This is a genomic window from Enterobacter asburiae (assembly GCF_024599655.1).
Classification (GTDB): Bacteria; Pseudomonadota; Gammaproteobacteria; order Enterobacterales; family Enterobacteriaceae; genus Enterobacter; species Enterobacter asburiae_D.
Window position 1 is genome coordinate 3,970,467 of the sequence record NZ_CP102247.1, and the last position, 23,824, is coordinate 3,994,290.

The 23,824-nt window shown below is 54.3% G+C and carries 18 protein-coding genes, 3 tRNA genes and 3 rRNA genes; 8 read left to right on the plus strand and 16 right to left on the minus strand.

Going from position 1 to position 23,824, the window contains the following annotated elements; translation table 11 throughout:
• Window positions 1-19: 19 nt before the first annotated feature.
• From dkgB to gmhB, 8 genes are all read right to left on the minus strand, one after another.
• Entirely contained in the window at window positions 20-823 is an 804-nt protein-coding gene (gene dkgB, locus NQ230_RS18930; protein WP_121425653.1) for a 2,5-didehydrogluconate reductase DkgB, read from the minus strand.
• A 160-nt stretch (window positions 824-983) separates the two neighbouring features.
• Window positions 984-1,060 (minus strand) — tRNA-Asp (locus NQ230_RS18935).
• 56 nt (window positions 1,061-1,116) lie between these two features.
• Window positions 1,117-1,232, minus strand: a 5S ribosomal RNA gene (rrf, locus tag NQ230_RS18940).
• Window positions 1,233-1,303: 71 nt separating this feature from the next.
• Window positions 1,304-4,208, minus strand: a 23S ribosomal RNA gene (locus NQ230_RS18945).
• 181 nt (window positions 4,209-4,389) lie between these two features.
• Window positions 4,390-4,465: transfer RNA gene (locus NQ230_RS18950), tRNA-Ala, on the minus strand.
• A gap of 38 nt (window positions 4,466-4,503) precedes the next feature.
• Window positions 4,504-4,580 (minus strand) — tRNA-Ile (locus NQ230_RS18955).
• A 70-nt stretch (window positions 4,581-4,650) separates the two neighbouring features.
• Window positions 4,651-6,190, minus strand: a 16S ribosomal RNA gene (locus NQ230_RS18960).
• Together the 16S, 23S and 5S rRNA genes with 3 tRNA genes alongside form the textbook arrangement of a ribosomal RNA operon.
• A gap of 370 nt (window positions 6,191-6,560) precedes the next feature.
• On the minus strand, window positions 6,561-7,127 hold the full coding sequence (gene gmhB / locus NQ230_RS18965) for a D-glycero-beta-D-manno-heptose 1,7-bisphosphate 7-phosphatase (RefSeq protein WP_121425071.1): 567 nt from the start codon (window positions 7,125-7,127) through the stop codon (window positions 6,561-6,563).
• Window positions 7,128-7,315: 188 nt separating this feature from the next.
• On the opposite strand from gmhB, the gene metN reads away from it, so the two are divergent.
• The 6 genes from metN to proS all read left to right on the plus strand — a co-directional run bounded on the left by metN (window position 7,316) and on the right by proS (window position 12,895).
• Window positions 7,316-8,347, plus strand: a complete 1,032-nt coding sequence (gene metN / locus NQ230_RS18970; protein WP_023334590.1) for a methionine ABC transporter ATP-binding protein MetN — start codon at window positions 7,316-7,318, stop codon at window positions 8,345-8,347.
• Entirely contained in the window at window positions 8,340-8,993 is a 654-nt protein-coding gene (locus NQ230_RS18975) for a methionine ABC transporter permease MetI (protein WP_014168730.1), read from the plus strand. The genes metN and NQ230_RS18975 overlap by 8 nt, the downstream gene beginning before the upstream one ends.
• Window positions 8,994-9,033: 40 nt before the next feature.
• Window positions 9,034-9,849: a methionine ABC transporter substrate-binding lipoprotein MetQ gene (metQ, locus tag NQ230_RS18980; RefSeq protein ID WP_014168729.1), complete on the plus strand. Its 816-nt coding sequence runs from the start codon at window positions 9,034-9,036 to the stop codon at window positions 9,847-9,849.
• A gap of 106 nt (window positions 9,850-9,955) precedes the next feature.
• Window positions 9,956-10,360 carry an envelope stress sensor lipoprotein RcsF gene (rcsF, locus tag NQ230_RS18985; RefSeq protein ID WP_257258650.1) on the plus strand — a complete coding sequence of 135 codons (405 nt, stop codon included), beginning with the start codon at window positions 9,956-9,958 and terminating at the stop codon, window positions 10,358-10,360.
• A complete protein-coding gene (gene tsaA / locus NQ230_RS18990; RefSeq protein ID WP_159515558.1) occupies window positions 10,357-11,064 on the plus strand; it encodes a tRNA (N6-threonylcarbamoyladenosine(37)-N6)-methyltransferase TrmO in 708 nt (235 codons plus the stop codon). The genes rcsF and tsaA overlap by 4 nt, the downstream gene beginning before the upstream one ends.
• A 112-nt stretch (window positions 11,065-11,176) precedes the next feature.
• On the plus strand, window positions 11,177-12,895 hold the full coding sequence (gene proS / locus NQ230_RS18995) for a proline--tRNA ligase (RefSeq protein ID WP_023334587.1): 1,719 nt from the start codon (window positions 11,177-11,179) through the stop codon (window positions 12,893-12,895).
• A gap of 47 nt (window positions 12,896-12,942) precedes the next feature.
• On the opposite strand, the gene nlpE is transcribed toward proS, so the two are convergent.
• The 3 genes from nlpE to NQ230_RS19010 are packed head-to-tail and all read right to left on the minus strand — an operon-like array spanning window position 12,943 to window position 14,640.
• Window positions 12,943-13,641 (minus strand): envelope stress response activation lipoprotein NlpE, encoded by a 699-nt coding sequence (gene nlpE / locus NQ230_RS19000; RefSeq protein WP_121425069.1) that lies wholly within the window; start codon window positions 13,639-13,641, stop codon window positions 12,943-12,945.
• A 34-nt stretch (window positions 13,642-13,675) separates the two neighbouring features.
• Window positions 13,676-14,098: an alternative ribosome rescue aminoacyl-tRNA hydrolase ArfB gene (gene arfB / locus NQ230_RS19005; protein WP_028018285.1), complete on the minus strand. Its 423-nt coding sequence runs from the start codon at window positions 14,096-14,098 to the stop codon at window positions 13,676-13,678.
• On the minus strand, window positions 14,095-14,640 hold the full coding sequence (locus NQ230_RS19010) for a YaeQ family protein (protein ID WP_063145198.1): 546 nt from the start codon (window positions 14,638-14,640) through the stop codon (window positions 14,095-14,097). The genes arfB and NQ230_RS19010 overlap by 4 nt, the downstream gene beginning before the upstream one ends.
• A gap of 196 nt (window positions 14,641-14,836) precedes the next feature.
• On the opposite strand from NQ230_RS19010, the gene NQ230_RS19015 reads away from it, so the two are divergent.
• Entirely contained in the window at window positions 14,837-15,037 is a 201-nt protein-coding gene (locus tag NQ230_RS19015; protein ID WP_008501889.1) for a YaeP family protein, read from the plus strand.
• Complete coding sequence (gene rof, locus NQ230_RS19020; RefSeq protein WP_008501890.1) at window positions 15,024-15,284, plus strand: Rho-binding antiterminator; 261 nt, start codon at window positions 15,024-15,026, stop codon at window positions 15,282-15,284. The genes NQ230_RS19015 and rof overlap by 14 nt, the downstream gene beginning before the upstream one ends.
• Window positions 15,285-15,312: 28 nt before the next feature.
• Here rof and tilS read toward each other — a convergent pair whose 3' ends face one another.
• The 5 genes from tilS to dnaE form a co-directional block, all read right to left on the minus strand.
• On the minus strand, window positions 15,313-16,602 hold the full coding sequence (gene tilS / locus NQ230_RS19025; RefSeq protein WP_257258654.1) for a tRNA lysidine(34) synthetase TilS: 1,290 nt from the start codon (window positions 16,600-16,602) through the stop codon (window positions 15,313-15,315).
• Between the two features lie 58 nt (window positions 16,603-16,660).
• Window positions 16,661-17,050, minus strand: a complete 390-nt coding sequence (locus NQ230_RS19030) for a VOC family protein (protein ID WP_121425067.1) — start codon at window positions 17,048-17,050, stop codon at window positions 16,661-16,663.
• Window positions 17,051-17,115: 65 nt separating this feature from the next.
• The gene (locus tag NQ230_RS19035; RefSeq protein WP_252032894.1) at window positions 17,116-19,248 is read right to left on the minus strand and encodes a lysine decarboxylase LdcC; all 2,133 of its coding nucleotides are present in this window, start codon (window positions 19,246-19,248) and stop codon (window positions 17,116-17,118) included.
• Between the two features lie 100 nt (window positions 19,249-19,348).
• Entirely contained in the window at window positions 19,349-20,308 is a 960-nt protein-coding gene (accA, locus tag NQ230_RS19040) for an acetyl-CoA carboxylase carboxyl transferase subunit alpha (RefSeq protein ID WP_023310466.1), read from the minus strand.
• 12 nt (window positions 20,309-20,320) lie between these two features.
• Complete coding sequence (dnaE, locus tag NQ230_RS19045) at window positions 20,321-23,803, minus strand: DNA polymerase III subunit alpha (protein WP_257258661.1); 3,483 nt, start codon at window positions 23,801-23,803, stop codon at window positions 20,321-20,323.
• Window positions 23,804-23,824: the final 21 nt, after the last annotated feature.

A 23,824-nucleotide genomic window follows, 5' to 3' on the forward strand; every position in this document is an offset into this window, starting at 1 on the left:
TACAGAGGGTGGGTCAAACTTAATCCCAGTTAGGAGCTAAACCTTCCGGGCTTACCAGGCGATCGTTGCACTCCAGTGCTGCGATCGCTTTTTTATCGTCAGCATCCAGATGAAGATCCGTTGCCAACAGGTTGCTGGCCAGGTTTTCACGCTTAGTTGATGATGGGATAACGGCATAACCTTCACCCATTGCCCATGCCAGAATCACCTGCGCAGCAGTGGCGTTATGTTTCTCTGCGATACGCGTAATCACTTCATCTTTCAGCGCCTTACCGTAGGCCAGCGTCATGTATGAGGTGATGTGGATCCCGTGCTGTTTTGCCCAGTCCACGACTTTGCGGTTTTGCAGGTAGGGAGACAGCTCAATCTGGTTGGTCGCAATATTTTCTGCGCCAACAGCGGCAATGGCTTTTTCCATCAGCGGGACGGTGAAGTTGGAGATCCCAATTTCGCGGGTTAAGCCCTGCTTTTTCGCTTCCAGCAGCGCCTGCATGAATTCTTCTACTGAGACGGCATCATTCGGTGATGGCCAGTGGATCAGCGTCAGATCTACGTAGTCAGTACGCAGTTTTTTCAGGCTCTCTTTCAGGCTAGGGATCAGCTTATCTTTGCTGAGATTCTCAATCCAGATTTTCGTGGTAATAAACAGTTCGTTACGCGGTACGCCACTCTCTTCGAGAGCTTGTCCAACGGCAGCTTCGTTTTCATAGATCTGTGCCGTATCAACTGCACGATAGCCCAGTTCGAGTGCGGTTTTAACTGATGCGATAACAACGTCGTCTTTCAGGCGGAAGGTGCCCAGACCAAATGCAGGGAGAGTCATAATATTCCTCAATCGTTATGTTCGTAAACTGAGGAAGATTATCGCTGGCCTTGTTATAGAGAAAAAGATCGCAAAACGCAGAGGATTTTTGCTAATTTCGCAATAATTAAACGGCAGATAAGAAAAAAGCCCTGAGCGTTAGCTCAGGGCTTTTAATAAGTGGCGGAACGGACGGGACTCGAACCCGCGACCCCCTGCGTGACAGGCAGGTATTCTAACCGACTGAACTACCGCTCCACCGAAGACTGCTTGTAACCACCGGATTTATGCACCGGCTTACTACTTAATTTGATGCCTGGCAGTTCCCTACTCTCACATGGGGAGACCCCACACTACCATCGGCGCTACGGCGTTTCACTTCTGAGTTCGGCATGGGGTCAGGTGGGACCACCGCGCTAAAGCCGCCAGGCAAATTCTGTTAAATCTGTATCAGGCTGAAATTGATTGTCTGTCTCTTCGCCGAAACAGCTTCGGCGTTGTAAGGTTAAGCCTCACGGTTCATTAGTATCGGTTAGCTCAACGCATCGCTGCGCTTACACACCCGACCTATCAACGTCGTAGTCTTCAACGTTCCTTCAGGACTCTCAAGGAGTCAGGGAGAACTCATCTCGGGGCAAGTTTCGTGCTTAGATGCTTTCAGCACTTATCTTTTCCGCATTTAGCTACCGGGCAATGCCATTGGCATGACAACCCGAACACCAGTGATGCGTCCACTCCGGTCCTCTCGTACTAGGAGCAGCCCCCCTCAATTCTCCAGCGCCCACGGCAGATAGGGACCGAACTGTCTCACGACGTTCTAAACCCAGCTCGCGTACCACTTTAAATGGCGAACAGCCATACCCTTGGGACCTACTTCAGCCCCAGGATGTGATGAGCCGACATCGAGGTGCCAAACACCGCCGTCGATATGAACTCTTGGGCGGTATCAGCCTGTTATCCCCGGAGTACCTTTTATCCGTTGAGCGATGGCCCTTCCATTCAGAACCACCGGATCACTATGACCTGCTTTCGCACCTGCTCGAGCCGTCACTCTCGCAGTCAAGCTAGCTTATGCCATTGCACTAACCTCCTGATGTCCGACCAGGATTAGCTAACCTTCGTGCTCCTCCGTTACTCTTTGGGAGGAGACCGCCCCAGTCAAACTACCCACCAGACACTGTCCGCAACCCGGATTACGGGTCTACGTTAGAACACCAGCCATTAAAGGGTGGTATTTCAAGGGCGGCTCCACGCAGACTGGCGTCCACGCTTCAAAGCCTCCCACCTATCCTACACATCAAGGACCAGTGTTCAGTGTCAAGCTATAGTAAAGGTTCACGGGGTCTTTCCGTCTTGCCGCGGGTACACTGCATCTTCACAGCGAGTTCAATTTCACTGAGTCTCGGGTGGAGACAGCCTGGCCATCATTACGCCATTCGTGCAGGTCGGAACTTACCCGACAAGGAATTTCGCTACCTTAGGACCGTTATAGTTACGGCCGCCGTTTACCGGGGCTTCGATCAAGAGCTTCGCGTTGCCGCTAACCCCATCAATTAACCTTCCGGCACCGGGCAGGCGTCACACCGTATACGTCCACTTTCGTGTTTGCACAGTGCTGTGTTTTTAATAAACAGTTGCAGCCAGCTGGTATCTTCGACTGATTTCAGCTCCACCCGCAGGGGCTTCACCTACACATCAGCGTGCCTTCTCCCGAAGTTACGGCACCATTTTGCCTAGTTCCTTCACCCGAGTTCTCTCAAGCGCCTTGGTATTCTCTACCTGACCACCTGTGTCGGTTTGGGGTACGATTTGATGTTACCTGATGCTTAGAGGCTTTTCCTGGAAGCAGGGCATTTGTTACTTCAGCACCGTAGTGCCTCGTCATCACACCTCAGCGTTAAAAGAGTTCCGGATTTACCTAAAACTCCCGCCTACATGCTTAAACCGGGACAACCGTCGCCCGGCTAACATAGCCTTCTCCGTCCCCCCTTCGCAGTAACACCAAGTACAGGAATATTAACCTGTTTCCCATCGACTACGCCTTTCGGCCTCGCCTTAGGGGTCGACTCACCCTGCCCCGATTAACGTTGGACAGGAACCCTTGGTCTTCCGGCGTGCGGGCTTTTCACCCGCATTATCGTTACTTATGTCAGCATTCGCACTTCTGATACCTCCAGCACCCCTCACAGGACACCTTCAACGGCTTACAGAACGCTCCCCTACCCAACAACACATAGTGTCGCTGCCGCAGCTTCGGTGCATGGTTTAGCCCCGTTACATCTTCCGCGCAGGCCGACTCGACCAGTGAGCTATTACGCTTTCTTTAAATGATGGCTGCTTCTAAGCCAACATCCTGGCTGTCTGTGCCTTCCCACATCGTTTCCCACTTAACCATGACTTTGGGACCTTAGCTGGCGGTCTGGGTTGTTTCCCTCTTCACGACGGACGTTAGCACCCGCCGTGTGTCTCCCGTGATAACATTCTTCGGTATTCGTAGTTTGCATCGGGTTGGTAAGCCGGGATGGCCCCCTAGCCGAAACAGTGCTCTACCCCCGAAGATGAGTTCACGAGGCGCTACCTAAATAGCTTTCGGGGAGAACCAGCTATCTCCCGGTTTGATTGGCCTTTCACCCCCAGCCACAAGTCATCCGCTAATTTTTCAACATTAGTCGGTTCGGTCCTCCAGTTAGTGTTACCCAACCTTCAACCTGCCCATGGCTAGATCACCGGGTTTCGGGTCTATACCCTGCAACTTAACGCCCAGTTAAGACTCGGTTTCCCTTCGGCTCCCCTATACGGTTAACCTTGCTACAGAATATAAGTCGCTGACCCATTATACAAAAGGTACGCAGTCACACCACGAAGGTGCTCCCACTGCTTGTACGTACACGGTTTCAGGTTCTTTTTCACTCCCCTCGCCGGGGTTCTTTTCGCCTTTCCCTCACGGTACTGGTTCACTATCGGTCAGTCAGGAGTATTTAGCCTTGGAGGATGGTCCCCCCATATTCAGACAGGATACCACGTGTCCCGCCCTACTCTTCGAGTTCACAGCAAGTGTGCTTTCGTGTACGGGGCTGTCACCCTGTATCGCCGGACTTTCCAGACCGTTCCACTAACACACAAGCTGATTCAGACTCTGGGCTGCTCCCCGTTCGCTCGCCGCTACTGGGGGAATCTCGGTTGATTTCTTTTCCTCGGGGTACTTAGATGTTTCAGTTCCCCCGGTTCGCCTCGTTAACCTATGTATTCAGTTAACGATAGTGTGACGAATCACACTGGGTTTCCCCATTCGGACATCGCCGGGTCAAAGGTTCATATCACCTCGCCGGCGCTTTTCGCAGATTAGCACGTCCTTCATCGCCTCTGACTGCCAGGGCATCCACCGTGTACGCTTAGTCGCTTAACCTCACAACCCGAAGATGTTTCTTTCGATTCATCACCGACTTGCGAAAATTTGAGAGACTCGAACACACCATTAAAGATGTGTCGTTTCAATTTTCAGCTTGATCCAGATTTTTAAAGAGCAAAACTTCGCAGTGCACCTTTTCAGGTTCACTCTGAAGTTTTCTTGTGTTTGCAGTAAAAGATGGTGGAGCTATGCGGGATCGAACCGCAGACCTCCTGCGTGCAAAGCAGGCGCTCTCCCAGCTGAGCTATAGCCCCATCGTTTTGCCAACCTCTTCAAATTTGCTTCGCAAATTTGGTAGGCCTGAGTGGACTTGAACCACCGACCTCACCCTTATCAGGGGTGCGCTCTAACCACCTGAGCTACAAGCCTGTAGAGGTTTTTTACTGCTGTTTTTCATCAGACAATCTGTGTGAGCACTACAAAGGCAGGTTCTTTAAGGTAAGGAGGTGATCCAACCGCAGGTTCCCCTACGGTTACCTTGTTACGACTTCACCCCAGTCATGAATCACAAAGTGGTAAGCGCCCTCCCGAAGGTTAAGCTACCTACTTCTTTTGCAACCCACTCCCATGGTGTGACGGGCGGTGTGTACAAGGCCCGGGAACGTATTCACCGTAGCATTCTGATCTACGATTACTAGCGATTCCGACTTCATGGAGTCGAGTTGCAGACTCCAATCCGGACTACGACGCACTTTATGAGGTCCGCTTGCTCTCGCGAGGTCGCTTCTCTTTGTATGCGCCATTGTAGCACGTGTGTAGCCCTACTCGTAAGGGCCATGATGACTTGACGTCATCCCCACCTTCCTCCAGTTTATCACTGGCAGTCTCCTTTGAGTTCCCGGCCGGACCGCTGGCAACAAAGGATAAGGGTTGCGCTCGTTGCGGGACTTAACCCAACATTTCACAACACGAGCTGACGACAGCCATGCAGCACCTGTCTCAGAGTTCCCGAAGGCACCAATCCATCTCTGGAAAGTTCTCTGGATGTCAAGAGTAGGTAAGGTTCTTCGCGTTGCATCGAATTAAACCACATGCTCCACCGCTTGTGCGGGCCCCCGTCAATTCATTTGAGTTTTAACCTTGCGGCCGTACTCCCCAGGCGGTCGACTTAACGCGTTAGCTCCGGAAGCCACGCCTCAAGGGCACAACCTCCAAGTCGACATCGTTTACGGCGTGGACTACCAGGGTATCTAATCCTGTTTGCTCCCCACGCTTTCGCACCTGAGCGTCAGTCTTTGTCCAGGGGGCCGCCTTCGCCACCGGTATTCCTCCAGATCTCTACGCATTTCACCGCTACACCTGGAATTCTACCCCCCTCTACAAGACTCTAGCCTGCCAGTTTCGAATGCAGTTCCCAGGTTGAGCCCGGGGATTTCACATCCGACTTGACAGACCGCCTGCGTGCGCTTTACGCCCAGTAATTCCGATTAACGCTTGCACCCTCCGTATTACCGCGGCTGCTGGCACGGAGTTAGCCGGTGCTTCTTCTGCGGGTAACGTCAATTGCTGAGGTTATTAACCTCAACACCTTCCTCCCCGCTGAAAGTACTTTACAACCCGAAGGCCTTCTTCATACACGCGGCATGGCTGCATCAGGCTTGCGCCCATTGTGCAATATTCCCCACTGCTGCCTCCCGTAGGAGTCTGGACCGTGTCTCAGTTCCAGTGTGGCTGGTCATCCTCTCAGACCAGCTAGGGATCGTCGCCTAGGTGAGCCGTTACCCCACCTACTAGCTAATCCCATCTGGGCACATCTGATGGCAAGAGGCCCGAAGGTCCCCCTCTTTGGTCTTGCGACGTTATGCGGTATTAGCTACCGTTTCCAGTAGTTATCCCCCTCCATCAGGCAGTTTCCCAGACATTACTCACCCGTCCGCCGCTCGTCACCCAGGAGCAAGCTCCCTGTGCTACCGCTCGACTTGCATGTGTTAGGCCTGCCGCCAGCGTTCAATCTGAGCCATGATCAAACTCTTCAATTTAAGTTTGATGCTCGTGAATTAAACTTCGTAATGAATTACGTATGTTCACTCAGAGACTTGAGTATTCATTTATTGTCCGAAGACATTAAGAATCCATGTCACTTTGAGTGCCCACACAGATTGTCTGATAAATTGTTAAAGAGCAGTGCAACGCGGCTTTCACTCACCGTTGCGAGGTGGCGTATATTACGCTTTCCTCTTTCAGAGTCAACCCGTTATTTCAGAATTTTTTCTCTTCAACCGAACCGCTTGTTGTGTGAAGTGATTCACATCCGCCGTGTCGATGGAGGCGCATTATAGGGGGCCGCCGAGGAATGACAAGCGGAAAAATGCATTTTTATTTCAACCGCTCATCTTTTCGCCAAAAAGGCTATTTTTGGTACTTTTTAATCTCTTTTGGCAGATCGGCCAGACTATTAATCACCCAATCCGCTGCATTTTCTGCTTCTGGCGTCACTGGCTTACCGGTGCGAACTAATATTTTGGTCCCTACACCCGCTGCGGCGGCTGCCTGCATATCTTCCAGTTTATCGCCCACCATATAAGAAGCAGACATATCAATGTGCAGGAACTCCTGCGCAGAGATGAACATCCCCGGATGCGGTTTACGGCAGTCACAGGTCTGGCGATACGCTTCTACCGTTCCCTGCGGGTGGTGCGGACAATAGTAGATACCGTCGAGATCCACGCCGCGGTCGGCCAGCGACCAGTCCATCCATTCCGTAAGCGTTTCGAACTGCGCTTCGGTGAATTTACCGCGTGCAATACCAGACTGGTTCGTCACCACCACCAGCGCATAGCCCATCTCTTTCAGCTGGCGCATGGCATCTATTACGCCCTCGATAAACTCGAACTCATCAATCTCATGGACATAACCGTGATCCACATTAATAGTGCCGTCACGATCGAGAAAAATTGCGGGTACTGATTTTGCCACCGGTTTGCTCCTGAAAAAGGCATGTTCGACTAGTATCTCATGAATCGCAGCGCAATAAAGTGCTCATCGTACAGAGTTGGATTGATTTAGACGTCTGGATGCCTTAACATCCGTTTTGTTTACGGTCATCACCCGTATCTGGCAGAAGAAAATGCCACGGCTAACTTACATACGATAAAAATAATCTAATGATTAAACTTTCCAATATCACCAAAGTGTTCCAGCAGGGGAACCGAACCATTCAGGCGCTGAACAACGTCAGCCTGCATGTTCCTGCTGGTCAAATTTATGGCGTCATTGGCGCATCGGGTGCAGGTAAAAGCACGCTGATTCGTTGTGTTAACCTGCTTGAGCGCCCAACTCAGGGCAGCGTAGAAGTTGGCGGCCAGGAACTTACCGCCCTCTCAGAGAAAGAACTCACCAAAGCGCGTCGCCAGATTGGCATGATCTTCCAGCACTTTAACCTGCTGGCCTCCCGCACCGTGTTCGGCAACGTTGCCTTACCGCTTGAACTGGATAACACGCCAAAAGAAGAAGTGAAGCGTCGCGTCACCGAACTGCTCGACCTCGTGGGTCTGGGCGACAAACATGATAGCTACCCGGCAAATCTGTCCGGTGGACAAAAACAGCGTGTGGCCATTGCCCGCGCGTTGGCAAGCAATCCTAAGGTGCTGCTGTGTGATGAAGCCACCAGCGCACTCGATCCGGCAACCACGCGTTCGATTCTGGAACTGCTGAAAGACATTAACCGTCGCCTGGGCCTGACGATCCTCCTTATTACGCACGAGATGGACGTGGTGAAACGCATCTGCGACTGCGTGGCGGTCATCAGCAACGGTGAGCTGATCGAGCAGGACACGGTAAGTGAAGTGTTCTCGCATCCGAAGACGCCGCTGGCACAGCAGTTCATCCAGTCCACCCTGCATCTGGATATCCCGGAAGATTATCTGGAGCGTTTGAAAACCGAACCGACGGCAGACAGCGTCCCGATGCTGCGCATGGAGTTCACCGGTCAGTCCGTTGACGCTCCTCTGCTTTCCGAAACCGCGCGTCGCTTTAACGTGAACAACAACATTATCAGCGCGCAGATGGATTACGCCGGTGGCGTGAAGTTCGGCATCATGCTGACAGAAATGCACGGCACCCAAGAAGAAACCCAGGCCGCGATTGCCTGGCTGCAAGAACACCACGTAAAAGTAGAGGTACTGGGTTATGTCTGAGCCGATGATGTGGCTGCTGGTTCGCGGCGTTTGGGAAACGCTGGCAATGACCTTTGTCTCTGGCTTCTTTGGTTTTGTGATTGGCCTGCCGGTCGGCGTATTGCTGTACGTGACGCGTCCGGGTCAAATCATTGAGAACGCGAAGCTGTACCGTACGCTCTCTGCGCTGGTGAATATCTTCCGTTCCATCCCCTTCATTATTCTGCTGGTGTGGATGATTCCGTTTACCCGCGTGATCGTCGGAACGTCTATCGGTCTGCAGGCGGCCATCGTTCCGCTGACCGTAGGCGCAGCACCGTTTATCGCCCGTATGGTGGAAAACGCCCTGCTGGAAATCCCGACAGGTCTGATTGAAGCCTCCCGCGCAATGGGTGCCACGCCGATGCAGATCGTGCGCAAAGTCCTGCTCCCGGAAGCACTGCCAGGCCTGGTGAACGCGGCAACCATCACGCTCATCACGCTGGTCGGTTATTCCGCAATGGGCGGTGCTGTTGGCGCTGGCGGTTTAGGTCAGATTGGTTACCAGTACGGCTATATTGGATATAACGCTACCGTGATGAATACCGTTCTGGTATTGCTGGTTGTTCTGGTTTATTTAATCCAGTTCTCTGGCGATCGCATCGTCCGGACCGTTACTCACAAATAACGTTACACACAACACAAACTCTACGAGTTAAGGATAAAACATGGCGTTTAAATTAAAGACCTTTGCAGCAGTAGGCGCGCTGATCGGCTCTCTGGCACTGGTGGGTTGCGGTCAGGACGAAAAAGATCCAAACCACATTAAAGTGGGCGTTATCGTGGGTGCAGAACAACAGGTTGCTGAAGTTGCTCAGAAAGTGGCAAAAGAGAAGTATGGCCTGGACGTTGAGCTGGTGACCTTCAATGATTACGTTCTGCCGAACGAAGCGCTGAGCAAAGGCGATATCGACGCTAACGCCTTCCAGCATAAGCCATACCTGGATCAGCAGATCAAAGATCGCGGCTATAAACTGGTGGGCGTGGGTAACACCTTTGTCTACCCGATTGCTGGATACTCGAAGAAAATTAAATCGCTGGACGAACTGCAGCCGGGCTCTCAGGTTGCCGTGCCTAACGACCCAACCAACCTTGGTCGTTCCCTGCTGCTGCTGCAGAAAGTGGGCCTGATCAAACTGAAGGACGGTGTTGGCCTGCTGCCAACCGTTCTGGATGTCACCGAAAACCCGAAAAATCTGAAAATTGTTGAACTGGAAGCACCGCAGCTGCCACGCTCTCTGGACGATGCACAGATTGCTCTGGCCGTGATCAACACCACTTACGCCAGCCAGATTGGTCTGACGCCAGCCAAAGACGGTATCTTCGTTGAAGATAAAGACTCCCCGTACGTCAACCTGATCGTGACTCGCGAAGACAACAAAGACGCGGAAAACGTGAAGAAATTCGTTCAGGCTTATCAGTCTGATGAAGTTTACCAGGAAGCCAACAAAGTGTTTAACGGCGGCGCTGTTAAAGGCTGGTAATCTCACCTCAGTGTAATATCATCAGGACGGGCTTATGCCCGTCTTGTCATTTGTGCAGTCAACTGATTCAATATCTGACGTTTTGATTATCCATTGAGGAAATATTATGCGTGCTTTACCGATCTGTCTTTTAGCACTCATGCTGAGCGGCTGTTCTATGCTAAGCAGATCTCCCGTTGAACCTGTTCAAAGCACGGCAACCCCGCCAAAAACCGAGCCTGCGAAACCGAAAGTGGTTCGCCCTGCGCCGGTTCGCATTATCACGAAAGCAGACGAACTCGTCGGTAAACCGTTCCGTGAACTGGGCGAAGTGAGCGGTGAATCCTGTCAGGCGACCAATCAGGACTCACCACCGAATATTCCGACAGCGCGTAAACGTATGCAGATTAATGCCGCAAAAATGAAAGCCAACGCGGTCCTGCTGCACAGCTGTGGAGTCACCAGCGGCACGCCGGGCTGCTACCGTCAGGCGGTTTGCATCGGTTCTGCGCTGAACATCACGGCGAAATGAGTGCATTTCAGTTCGAGCAGATAGGCGTTATCCACTCTCCTTATAAAGAGAAGTTCGCCGTCCCCCGCCAGCCCGGTCTTGTGACCAGCGGAAGCGGTGAGCTTCACCTGATTGCGCCTTACAATCAGGCCGATGCGGTACGCGGGCTCGAGGCTTTCAGCCATTTATGGGTGGTGTTCGTATTTCACCAGACGATGGAAGGCGGCTGGCGTCCGACCGTGCGCCCTCCTCGTCTTGGCGGAAATGCGAGAATGGGCGTGTTTGCGACTCGCTCGACCTTCCGCCCAAACCCGGTTGGCATGTCGCTGGTTGAACTGAAAGGCATACGCTGCCAGAAAGATCGGGTGATACTGGAGTTAGGTAGCCTGGACCTGGTAGACGGCACGCCGGTAATCGACATCAAACCCTATTTGCCCTTCGCAGAAGCCCTCCCGGACGCGCGTGCAAGCTATGCTCAGGACGCGCCGCAGGCGGACATGCCGGTTTATTTTACGCCTGAGATAACCGCGCAGCTCGGTCAACTGGAGAAACGCTATCCTCGCTTACGGGATTTCATCACTGAAGTTCTGGCACAGGACCCTCGTCCAGCCTACCGTAAAGAAGAGGAAGCAGGAAAAACGTACGCCGTCTGGCTGATGGATTTTAACGTTCGCTGGCGCGTCACCGGGACAGGTTTTGAAGTGTTTGCCCTTGAACCCAGGTAATTTTGTTCTCCTCTCTTTTGGCATCTTTGCCACACTGGTAAACTAAACCACTTTTTTTGTGTCAGGCTGGTGTTTCAGCCTGTTCCAATCGTCGAAATGGAACCGTAACAACATGCGTACTAGCCAATATCTGCTCTCCACTCTGAAGGAGACGCCTGCCGACGCCGAAGTGATCAGCCATCAGCTGATGCTGCGCGCCGGGATGATCCGCAAGCTGGCCTCCGGGTTATATACCTGGCTGCCGACCGGCGTGCGCGTCCTGAAAAAAGTCGAAAACATCGTGCGTGAAGAGATGAACAACGCCGGTGCTATCGAGGTGTCCATGCCTGTGGTTCAGCCCGCTGACCTATGGCAGGAGAGTGGCCGTTGGGAACAATATGGTCCTGAACTGCTGCGCTTCGTCGATCGCGGCGAGCGTCCGTTCGTTCTTGGCCCAACGCATGAAGAAGTTATTACCGACCTGATTCGTAATGAGCTGAGCTCTTACAAACAGCTGCCGCTGAACTTCTTCCAGATCCAGACCAAGTTCCGTGACGAAGTTCGCCCACGTTTCGGCGTTATGCGCTCTCGCGAATTCCTGATGAAAGATGCCTACTCTTTCCATACCTCTCAGGAATCACTGCAAGAGACTTACGACGCAATGTACGCGGCTTACAGCAAAATCTTCTCCCGCATGGGTCTGGATTTCCGTGCTGTGCAGGCTGATACCGGCTCCATCGGCGGTAGCGCATCCCATGAGTTCCAGGTACTGGCGCAGAGCGGTGAAGACGATGTGATCTTCTCTGACTCTTCAGACTATGCGGCGAACATCGAATTTGCAGAAGCGCTGGCACCAAAAGAACCACGCGGCGCGGCAACGCAAGAGATGACGCTGGTTGATACGCCAAACGCGAAAACCATCGCCGAGCTGGTTGAGCAGTTCAATCTGCCAGTCGAAAAAACCGTGAAAACGCTGCTGGTGAAATCCGCCGAAGGTAGCGCTTACCCGCTGGTTGCCCTGCTGGTGCGTGGCGATCACGAGCTCAACGAAGTGAAAGCCGAGAAGCTGCCGCAGGTAGCCAGCCCGCTGACGTTCGCAACGGAAGCGGAAATCCGCGCCGTGGTGAATGCGGGTCCAGGTTCACTGGGTCCAGTCAACCTGCCGGTGCCGGTTGTTATTGACCGCACGGTTGCTGCAATGAGCGACTTCTCCGCAGGTGCGAACATCGACGGTAAACACTACTTCGGCATCAACTGGGATCGCGACGTGGCGACGCCGGAAGTGGCTGACATCCGTAACGTGGTTGCAGGCGATCCAAGCCCGGACGGTCAGGGTACCCTGATGATTAAGCGCGGCATCGAAGTCGGTCACATCTTCCAGCTGGGTGATAAATACTCTCGCGCGCTGAACGCCGCAGTTCAGGGTGAAGATGGCCGTAACCAGATCCTGACCATGGGCTGCTATGGTATCGGGGTGACGCGCGTGGTGGCTGCGGCAATTGAGCAGAACTACGACGAGCGCGGCATCGTCTGGCCGGACAATATTGCGCCGTTCCAGGTGGCTATTCTGCCAATGAACATGCACAAGTCTTACCGCGTGCAGGAGCTGGCCGAGAAGCTGTATGCCGAGCTGCGCGCTCAGGGTATCGAAGTGCTGATGGATGACCGTAAAGAGCGTCCAGGCGTGATGTTTGCCGATATGGAACTGATCGGTATCCCGCACACCGTCGTCATCGGCGACCGCAACCTCGACAGCGATGAGATTGAATACAAATACCGTCGCAGCGGCGAAAAACAGATGATCAAGACCGGCGACATTCTTGATTACCTGGTGAAAGCCATCAAAGGCTAAACAAAAAACCCCGCTCAGGCGGGGTTTTTTAATGGCTCAACGTCAGCTTATTTACTGCTACAGTCTTTACCCGCGACAAACTTCGCGTCTTTATCTGTCACCAGCGTTTTCACCATCTCTCCGCTATCCGGGTTTGGCTCCAGCGTAAAGTGACCGTCAACCGTCAGCAATACCGGCTTGCTGTCATTGCCGCGTGCCACAGCGTAATCACGTTCAAGCTGCGCATTGTTTGCCACGCTGACCTTCCTGCCGGTTGCGCAGTCGGTAAAGATCGCCGCATCCGCCATATAGAAGTACATCCCCCGCATTGCCATCGGCGTCGCGGGCAGAGCCGCTTTTACCGGCGCAAGCGTGTAGTTGAACTGGGATTCAATCGGGTTGCCTTCGCGGTCAAGCATCTCCATCCCCTCACCTTTGGCGCGGAAAAAGGTTTTCTCACCGGTGGTATCCGTCAGGACCAACTTCTCCGCCGTACGCGCCCATGTTCCATAAGTCGCAAAAGAAGAAGGCTCTTTAGCGCCCTGATAGCGCTGGTTCATCACCCAGGTGCCGTCTTTTTGCAGGAACAGAGACGTTTCAATGCCTTCGCAGTCTGCGCAAGGCAATACGCCGCGCCAGCTTTGCTGCATCGGTTTTAATTCTTCCGTTTGCGTGGGTTGTAAAACCTGCGTTTCAGAGCGGTTGTTACACCCAAAAAGCGCAAACAGCGTACTCGCTGCCAGCGCTGACCATAATACTTTTTTCACAATGAATTCCTTATGAAAAGTGTGTTCCCTTTCGTCACTCTGTCGGGCGACGAACTTTACCGCGTAGTGCTTTCACTGTGGATTTTTGGGCCTTCGAGGACAACCGACGCTCTTTCGATGCGCGGGTTGGTCGCGTTGCCCGGCGGCTTTTTTGTACTGCCGTTAACTCTTTAATGACCGCCACCAGCCTGGCTATCGCCGCTTCCCGGTTGAGCTCCTGGCTACGGTACTCCTGGGCTTTTATCACCATCACGCCATCGCTGGTGATCAGGTGATGGCTGGCGGCAAGCAGGCTTTCTTTATAATACTCTGGCAGGCTTGAGGCCCGAATGTCAAAACGCAAATGGATAGCCGTCGACGCCTTGTTGACGTGCTGCCCACCAGCACCCTGCGCACGAATGGCGGTGATCTCCAGCTCGTTGTCAGGAATGCTGACGTTTCGGGACAAGACGATCATGACGCGGGTTGCCACGCCGTTAAATGAATTTCCAGATTATTCTGAGAATCAGAGAGCCAGATGGCGCCGTCCTGAATCGTCGCCTGCAAAACCATGGTTCGGCTGGCAAACTCGCTCAACTGCGCCAGCTGCTCATCATCCAGATACCAGACCGTGAGATTTTTAAACTGTCCGCACTTGCTCTTGTTTTGCTGCCACCAGATCTCCGCAGCGCGCTGATTATACGCGAATAAGGCCACTTTAGCGGACTGGGTGCAGGCCTTCTTAATTCTGCGCTCGTCCGGCAGTCCGAGTTCGATCCACAAATCGATACCCAGATGATCGTTGCGCAGCCAGGCTTCAGGCTCGTCTTCTGCGCTTAACCCACGGGTAAACTGCAGACGCTCGTCGGCATACTTAATCCACGCCAGCAGGCGCAGCATCATGCGCTCCTGGGTTTCGGAGGGGTGGCGTGCCAGCGTAAGCGACGCGTCCAGGAACTGGTTGCGATCCAGATCGGCCACATTGACCACTGCTTTATAAATTGTCGCTTTCAGCGCCATGAGAGAACTCCATTCGAATCAGGCGCACATTGTAGCGAAAACCGCGGCAAAAGGCTGTTACAGGGTGTTAAATACACCGCTATCAAGGCTCTGATATTGCTTAAATGAGTATGGTATAGTCACCTTGCTAAACCGAGTTTATCTTCGTAGGCTTAATGATATCTCACAGTAAGTCAGTGCGCTGGCGGGAGGGGATGTGAATAATTATTGTGAGTTAATTCGCAAACGGTATGCGGAAATCGCCAGCGGAGATCTGGGGTATGTCCCGGACGCGCTGGGCTGTGTATTGAAGGTGCTTAATGAAGTGGCCTCTGATGAGAGCCTTTCAGAGTCGGTCAGGGAAAAAGCAGCGTATGCTGCGGCGAATTTACTGGTGAGCGATTATGTCGATGAATGATACTTATCAACCCATCAACTGTGATGACTATGACAACCTCGAACTCGCCTGCCAGCATCATTTATTACTGACGCTGGAGCTAAAAGATGGCGAAGTGTTGAAGGCGAAAGCCAGCGATCTGGTTTCACGAAAGAATGTGGAATATCTGATAGTGGAAGACGCCGGTGCGACGCGTGAGCTGCGTCTGGACAAAATAGCCAGCTTCAGCCACCCGCAAATCGGCACCGTCGTGGTGAGCGAATCCTGATGACACTAACGGGCAGCCTGGCTGCCCGTTACGCTTTCTGCCACTCGAAACGGACACCCTCTTCTGACCACCCCTCCTCCGTGATGAAAACCCCTGCCGCAGCGATAAGCGTTTCACCGTAGAACAGTAGCGGCGTGGTGTCGCGCAGCCACGGCGGCACGTTACACTCCTGCCATATTTTCTTCAGCTTCCGTCCCCCGTTGCGCCCGACGATATGCAGCATGCCGCCAGCCTTAAAGCGCACGGTGACCGGTTCACCGGGCTTCGGCAGCCGCACGTGACCAGACGGCAGGAGAGAGACGCGTCCTGCCTCACAGGGCAATGTCAGCGGTGCGTCAGGAGAAAGCCAGTCGAGCACCACATCGGTCAGTGAGGGCGTGGATTTTATCCACCAGAGTTCGCCTTTATAGCGTCTCACCTCAAAACCGTTCAGATGGACGCACGGGGAAGCATCATCCCGCGCCAGGGCGACTTCGTCCCAAATACGGCTCAGCATTGTCCGCGACGGCATCGCGGCGCGATGAAAGGCCAGCCAGCGTCGTAACAGCGCGGCGCGACGTACCGGGCTCATCGCTTTCATCGGTGCGATCGCCAACGCCCCGTCGGCAGAAATGAGTCCAGCCAGCTCGTCGCTCAGCAGCTCATCCAGCAACGACTCCTGTTCGGCGCACAGCATGGCGCTTCTTGCCGTCGCGTCGGCGAAATGCGGCCAGCGCTCGCCTAAAAGCGGGAGGACGCGCAGGCGCAGGAAGTTACGGTCATAGCCGTCATCCTGGTTACTCTCATCTTCGATCCAGTTCAGCTGATGTTCTCGCGCCCAGGCTTCCAGTGAGGCACGCGTCTCGCCAAGCAGCGGACGCAGTAGCGTTGTGCCGGCAAATTCAGAACGCGCTGGCATGGCAGAAAGCCCCGCCGGGCCGCTGCCCCGCTTAAGCGCCAGCAGAAAGGTTTCACACTGATCGTCCAGATGCTGGGCCGTGACCAGCGCTTCTCCAGTACGTAATGCCCCGGCAAATGCGGCATAGCGGGCTTTACGCGCCTGCGCCTCGATGCCCAGCCCTTCCTCCGCAAGCGTGACGCGCTCAACGATGAGCGGGATCGCCCAGGCCGCACACAAGGCTTCACAGTGCGCCACCCACTCCTCTGCGTGAGGACTTAATCCGTGGTGGATGTGTATAGCCCGAAGCTGGACGTCAGGTTCCCGATCGCGCCAGCGCTTAAGGCGATGCAGCAACACGGTGGAATCCAGGCCACCGCTAAACCCCACCAGCAGCTGGCGGTACGGTGAAACGGCTTGTGCGATAGCGGGTAAGGTCATAGGAGATTACACATAAAAAATGCCCGAACTGAGCGGGCATTATCACACAGGACAACCATTACTGCTGATAAAGCTCCAGCGGCAGGCTATCCGGGTCGTTGAAAAAGGTAAAACGCTTGTCAGTGAACGGATCGACGCGTATCGCTTCGCACGTCACGCCGTGCGCCTCCAGATGTTTTACCGCGCTATCCAGGTCATCGACGCTGAAGGCAAGATGACGCAGGCCACAGGCTTCCGGGCGGGACGGACGCGCAGGCGGAAAAGGAAAAGAGAACAGCTCAATCACATATTGCCCGTTTAACGCCAGGTCGCCCTTCCAGGAGTCACGCTCCTCGCGGTAGGCCTCGCTCATGAGCGTAAAGCCCAGGATGTCGCAGTAGAAGGCCTTACTTTTCGCGTAGTCGGTCGCAATGATCGCAATATGATGAACAGCTTTTAAACCCAGCATAGCTTCTCCTTTTTATGATGCCTGAACGTTACAACCGAAAACCCGCACCTGGCAAGCGGTCCCCCTTATTTTAGGACTCGCACCCAGTAAACGCCGTTCTCGTCGCGCTTCGCACCGTGGATATCGGTCTCAAAGCCCGGATAATGGCGCCCGACAGAGCAGAGCATCAGCAAGAAATCGAGCACGGCCCGACTCTCTTCGGTGATCATCTCTCCCGGCATCAGGAGCGGTACGCCCGGCGGATAAGGCAGGATCATGTTGGCCGATACGCGTCCGACCAGGTTTTCCAGCTCGACGGTTTCGACCTCCCCTTTCACCTGGCGCTGCCACGCCTTGTGCGGAGTAAATTTCATCTCCGGTAATACATCGAACGCCTGAAGCATCAAACGCGGCAGATCGTGCTGACGGATCAGCCTGTGGATCCCCTGAGCCAGATCCTGAATGCGCATATTTCGATAGAAGTCAGGATCCTCCGCGTAGAGATCCGGGAGCATATTCTTCACCCGCAGGTTGAGATCGTAGGCGCGCTTAAACTCCATCAGGCCGCGCAACAACCCCATCGCCCGGGTTTTATCAATGCCAATGCTGAACAGGAAAAGCAGGTTATAGGGACCGGTTTTCTCCACCACCACGCCACGTTCATCAAGGAATTTCGCCACCAGCGCGGCCGGAATACCTTCATCGCCCATCCTGCCCTGCTCATCCATGCCCGGCGTCAGGATCGTCACTTTGACCGGGTCGAGGAACATATGGTCGCTATCGGCATCCCGGAAGCCATGCCAGTCTTCGCCGGGCGAGACGGGCCAGCATTCGGCTTCATCAATCTCTTCCGGCTGCCAGATATCAAAGAACCAGCCGTCGGCTTCATCTTTCAGCCGCTGCACCTCTTTGCGGAAATGCAGCGCGCGCTCCACCGAACGATTGATGAGGCGTTTGCCCGGATTGCCGCGCAGCATCGCCGCGGCCGTTTCAATGGAGGCCACCAGCGGATAGCTCGGCGATGTGGTGGTATGCATCATAAAGGCTTCGTTGAACGTGTCTTCGTCGTACTCGCCTTTGATGTGAATAAGCGAAGCCTGGGAAAACGCCGCCAGCATTTTATGCGTCGACTGCGTTTCGAAGAACACTTTACCCGGCACGCGTTCACCGCTCATGCCACTTTTACCGGCGTAAATCGGGTGGAAATTGGTGTATGGCACCCATGCGGAATCGAAGTGGATCGACGGCACGTCCAGCGTCTTTTTGATCCAGTTCGTGTTGTACAGCAGACCGTCGTAGGTCGAGTTGGTGATGACCGCATGAACAGGCCAGCTTGCTCCAGGAGTTGCCGCGACCTTACTTTCAATAGCGTCATGGGTGAACTCCCGGCGCGGAATGCCGCCAAGAATACCGAGCGCGTTACGCGTGGGTGACAGCCAGATCGGTACGACGTCGCTCATCATCAGCAAGTGTGCCAGCGATTTATGGCAGTTACGGTCAATCAGCAAGGTGCTGCCAGCAGGCGCAGCGTACATCCCGACGATTTTGTTCGAGGTCGAGGTGCCGTTGGTCACCATATAGCTCTGCTCGGCGCCAAAGGTGCGGGCGATATACTCTTCAGCTTCCAGATGCGGGCCGGTGTGATCCAGCAGAGAGCCTAATTCGGTGACTGAAATTGACACGTCCGCTTTCAGGGTGTTGCCACCAAAAAAATCATAGAACAGGCAGCCCACCGGGCTTTTTTGATAAGCCGTTCCCGCCATATGACCCGGCGTACAGAAGGTATATTTGCCCTCCTTCACGTAGGTGAAGAGCGCGCGGGTAAACGGCGGCGTAATGTTGTCGAGGTACTCACCGGTATATTGCTGAATGCGGGTCGCAATATCATCCGCCACGCCGAGGGAATATTCAAAAAACCACAGCGCCATACGCATATCGTTGGCGCTGACGTCCATGGTGGAATGGGTATTAATAAACGCGTACAGCGGGAGATATTCGTTCAGCTTGTTGATATCGCTGCACAGTTCGAGATCGTATTCGTCCCAGTCGAAGATCACGCCGCAGATACGCGGATTATGCTCGATGAACTTCAGCAGGTCGGCGCTGTTGTGCGGCCAGATTAGCTGATACCCGCGCGACTGCAGGGATTGCTCCAGCTCCTTAATTGGCTCATCTTTATAAAAGACGCCGTGCGGCCCCATAATGGCAATGATATTCATGGGCTTCCTCCTTAAAAAACATTAGCTAAGCATAGTCCGGCTAAACCGCAGGTATAAAAAAAGCCGCAACAGTGTGCGGCTTTTCAGATAATTGTGAAGCTTACGCGTAACCGTAGGTCATCAGACGCTGGTAGCGGCGGTTGAGCAGATCGTCTTTGCTCAGCACGTCCAGATCCGCCAGGTCAGCCAGCAGCTGCGCTTTCAGGGAAGCCGCCATCACTTCCGGCTTACGATGCGCACCACCCAGCGGTTCCGGGATGATGGAATCGATCAGCTTAAGCTCTTTCAGGCGTGGCGCAATGATGCCCATTGCTTCTGCAGCCAGCGGCGCTTTGTCGGCGCTTTTCCACAGAATGGACGCGCAGCCTTCCGGGGAGATAACGGAATAGGTGCTGTACTGCAGCATATTCACTTTATCGCCCACGCCAATCGCCAGCGCACCGCCGGAACCACCCTCGCCGATAACGGTACAGATGACCGGCACCTTCAGACGAGACATCTCGCGCAGGTTGCGCGCGATGGCTTCAGACTGACCGCGCTCTTCCGCGCCCACGCCAGGGTATGCACCCGGGGTGTCGATGAAGGTGATGATTGGCATGTTGAAACGCTCAGCCATCTCCATCAGACGCAGGGCTTTACGGTAGCCTTCTGGTGCTGGCATACCAAAGTTACGACGGATTTTCTCTTTGGTTTCACGACCTTTCTGATGACCAATGATCATCACCGGGCGTCCGTCCAGACGCGCGATACCGCCAACGATAGCTTTATCGTCAGCGTATGCGCGATCGCCTGCCAGTTCGTCAAATTCGTCAAACGCCAGGCGGACATAATCCAGGGTGTACGGACGCTGTGGATGGCGAGCCAGCTGGGCCACCTGCCATGCGCCGAGATCGGCAAAGATTTTGCGCGTCAGCTCTACGCTTTTCTCGCGCAGACGATGCACTTCTTCGTCGATGTTAATATCCAGTTTTTCATCCTGACGGCTTACCGCTGTCAGAGAATCGATTTTCGCTTCCAGCTCAGCAATCGGCTGTTCGAAATCAAGGAAATTCAGACTCATAGTATTCCTGTATTAGTCAAACTCCAGTTCCACCTGCTCCGAACCAATGAGGCCACGGAGATCGTTCAGTAAACGATCGCTCGGAGAGACACGCCACGTTGCACCAAAGCGCAACCGCGCACGTGCATCCGCCCTCTGATAGTAGAGATGTACTGGAATTGTCCCCGAGCGGTGGGGTTCCAGAGACTGACGGAGTCGGTTTAAAAGCTGGTCATCAATTTGCCTGTCCGTCAGCGAGATAGCAAGCCCGCGAGCATATTTTTCCCGGGCTTCGTCAATGTCCATCACTTCGCGGGCGGTCATTTTAAGCCCCCCGCTGAAGTCATCAAAGCTGACCTGTCCGCTGACGATAAGTATGCGGTCTTTTTCCAGCAATTGCTGGTATTTATCCAGCGCGTCGGTGAACAACATCACCTCCAGGCGCCCGGAACGGTCATCCAACGTACAGATGCCGATACGATTGCCGCGCTTGGTGACCATAACCCTTGCGGCAATCACGAGCCCCGCAGCCGTGGTGATTTTACCACGTTCTGTCGGATGCATGTCTTTAAGCCTGTGGCCGCCGACATAGCGCTCAATTTCTTTGATGTACTGGTTGATCGGGTGCCCCGTCAGGTACAAGCCTAACGTCTCACGCTCCCCATCCAGTACCACCTGTTCTGGCCACGGCTGGCAGTTGGAATAAGACTGCTCGATCTGCTCCGGCTCTTCCGCCAGCACCCCGAACATATCCGCCTGACCAATGGCTTCCGCTTTTGCATGCTGATCCGCCGCTTTCAGCGCGTCGCCCAGCGAGTTCATCAGCGCGGCGCGGTGCGGCCCCAGCCTGTCAAACGCGCCGGACATGATCAGTTTTTCCAGCACGCGACGGTTCAGTTTTTTGGTGTCGGTACGGGCGCAAAGATCGAACAGCTCGCGGAAATACCCGCCGTTGTTACGCGCTTCGATGATCGCCTCGATCGGACCTTCACCTACGCCTTTGATCGCGCCGATCCCGTAAACGATCTCCCCGTCGTCGTTGACGTGGAAGTGATAGAGACCTGAGTTAATATCCGGCGGCAGGATCTTAAGCCCCATGCGCCAGCACTCGTCCACCAGGCCTACCACCTTCTCGGTGTTGTCCATATCGGCCGTCATTACCGCCGCCATAAATTCAGCAGGATAGTGCGCTTTCAGCCACAGCGTTTGATACGACACCAAAGCATAGGCGGCGGAGTGGGATTTGTTAAATCCGTACCCGGCGAATTTCTCTACCAGGTCAAAGATCTTAATCGCCAGCTCACCGTCAACGCCGTTTTTTCTCGCGCCTTCTTCGAAAGTGCCTCGCTGCTTGGCCATCTCTTCCGGCTTTTTCTTACCCATCGCACGACGCAGCATATCCGCGCCGCCGAGGGTATAGCCGGAAAGCACTTGGGCAATCTGCATGACCTGTTCCTGATACAGGATGATGCCGTAGGTTGGCTCCAGTACCGGCTTCAGGCTTTCATGCTGCCACTGAACGTCCGGGTAAGAAATCTCTTCGCGCCCGTGCTTACGGTCGATAAAGTTATCTACCATCCCTGACTGCAGCGGGCCCGGACGGAACAGGGCAACCAGTGCGATCATATCTTCGAAGCAGTCGGGCTGCAGACGTTTAATCAGATCTTTCATGCCGCGCGATTCAAGCTGGAAGACCGCGGTGGTCTCCGAGCGCTGCAGCATGTCGAAACTTTTCTTGTCATCCAGCGGGATGGCGGCAATGTCTATTGGCTCAAGGCCCTGCTTCTCCCGGCGCGGGTTGATCATCTTCAGCGCCCAGTCGATGATCGTCAGCGTACGCAGGCCGAGGAAGTCAAACTTCACCAGCCCGGCGTATTCCACGTCGTTCTTATCAAACTGAGTAACCGGATGCTCACCCGCTTCATCGCAGTAGAGCGGTGCGAAGTCGGTAATTTTGGTCGGCGCGATAACCACGCCCCCCGCATGCTTACCGGCGTTACGCGTGACGCCTTCCAGCTTGCGCGCCATGTCGATCAGCGCTTTAACTTCTTCGTCGGCTTCGTAGATTTCCGGCAGCTGAGGCTCGGCTTCAAACGCTTTTGCCAGCGTCATGCCCGGATCGGGCGGCACCAGCTTAGAAATACGATCGACAAACCCGTACGGGTGGCCCAGCACGCGGCCGACGTCACGGATTACCGCTTTTGCCGCCATCGTACCGAAGGTAATAATCTGCGATACCGCATCACGGCCGTACATATCGGCGACGTGCTCGATCACCTGGTCGCGTTTTTCCATGCAGAAGTCGACGTCAAAGTCAGGCATGGAAACACGTTCCGGGTTAAGGAAACGTTCAAACAGCAGGTCGAACTCCAGCGGATCGAGGTCGGTAATTTTAAGCGCATAGGCCACCAGCGATCCTGCACCGGAGCCACGCCCCGGTCCGACAGGTACGCCGTTATCCTTCGACCACTGGATAAACTCCATAACGATCAGGAAGTAGCCCGGGAAGCCCATCTGGTTGATGACCTGGAGTTCAATATCCAGACGTTCATCGTACGGCGGCCGCTTCTCTTTGCGAACGGCCTCATCCGGGAACAGGAATTCCAGACGCTCTTCAAGACCTTCTTTTGATTTCACGACCAGGAAATCTTCCGTGGTCATATCACCCGTCGGGAACTGCGGCAGGAAGTATTCGCCGAGGCGGACGGTAACGTTACAGCGCTTGGCGATCTCCACGCTGTTTTCCAGCGCTTCCGGGATATCGGAGAAGAGTTCACACATCTCCTCCTCGCTGCGCATGTACTGCTGAGCGGAGTAATTACGCGGCCGTTTGGGATCGTCCAGCGTGAAACCATCGTGGATCGCCACGCGAATTTCGTGGGCGTCAAAATCCCCCGGCTCGAGGAACCGCACATCGTTTGTCGCGACGACGGGCAGCCCGCGTTCTTCCGCAAGTGCGACCGCCGCATGCAGATAGCTCTCTTCATCCTGGCGACCGGTGCGGATCAGCTCCAGATAATAACGATCCGGGAAATACTCTTCATAGAACGAGACGCATTGATCCACCAGCGCGCTATTGCCGCGCAGCAGACATTTGCCGACATCACCCATACGGCCACCGGAGATCAGCAGCAGCCCTTCGTTCAGCTCAGCCAGCCAGTCCCTGTCGATCCACGGGCCCAGCGCACCGTATCCGCGCTGATAGGCTTTTGAGATAAGCAGAGTGAGGTTTTGGTAGCCCGTGTTGTTCATTGCCAGCACGGAGATTTGCGTCATTTCATCGCCGATGAGATCGCTCTGCACATGAAAATCTGCGCCGACGATAGGCTTCATCCCCGCGCCGTGCGCCGTTCCGTAGAACTTCACCAGGCCACACAGGTTGGTAAAATCGGTGATCGCCAGCGCGGGCATGCCAAGGGAGGCCGCCTTTTTTACCAGCGGCCCGGTCTTCGCCAGCCCATCGATCATGGAGTAGTCGCTATGCACCCGCAGGTGTACGAAACGTGGTTCAGCCATCTTCAGATTCCGCGTTACTTA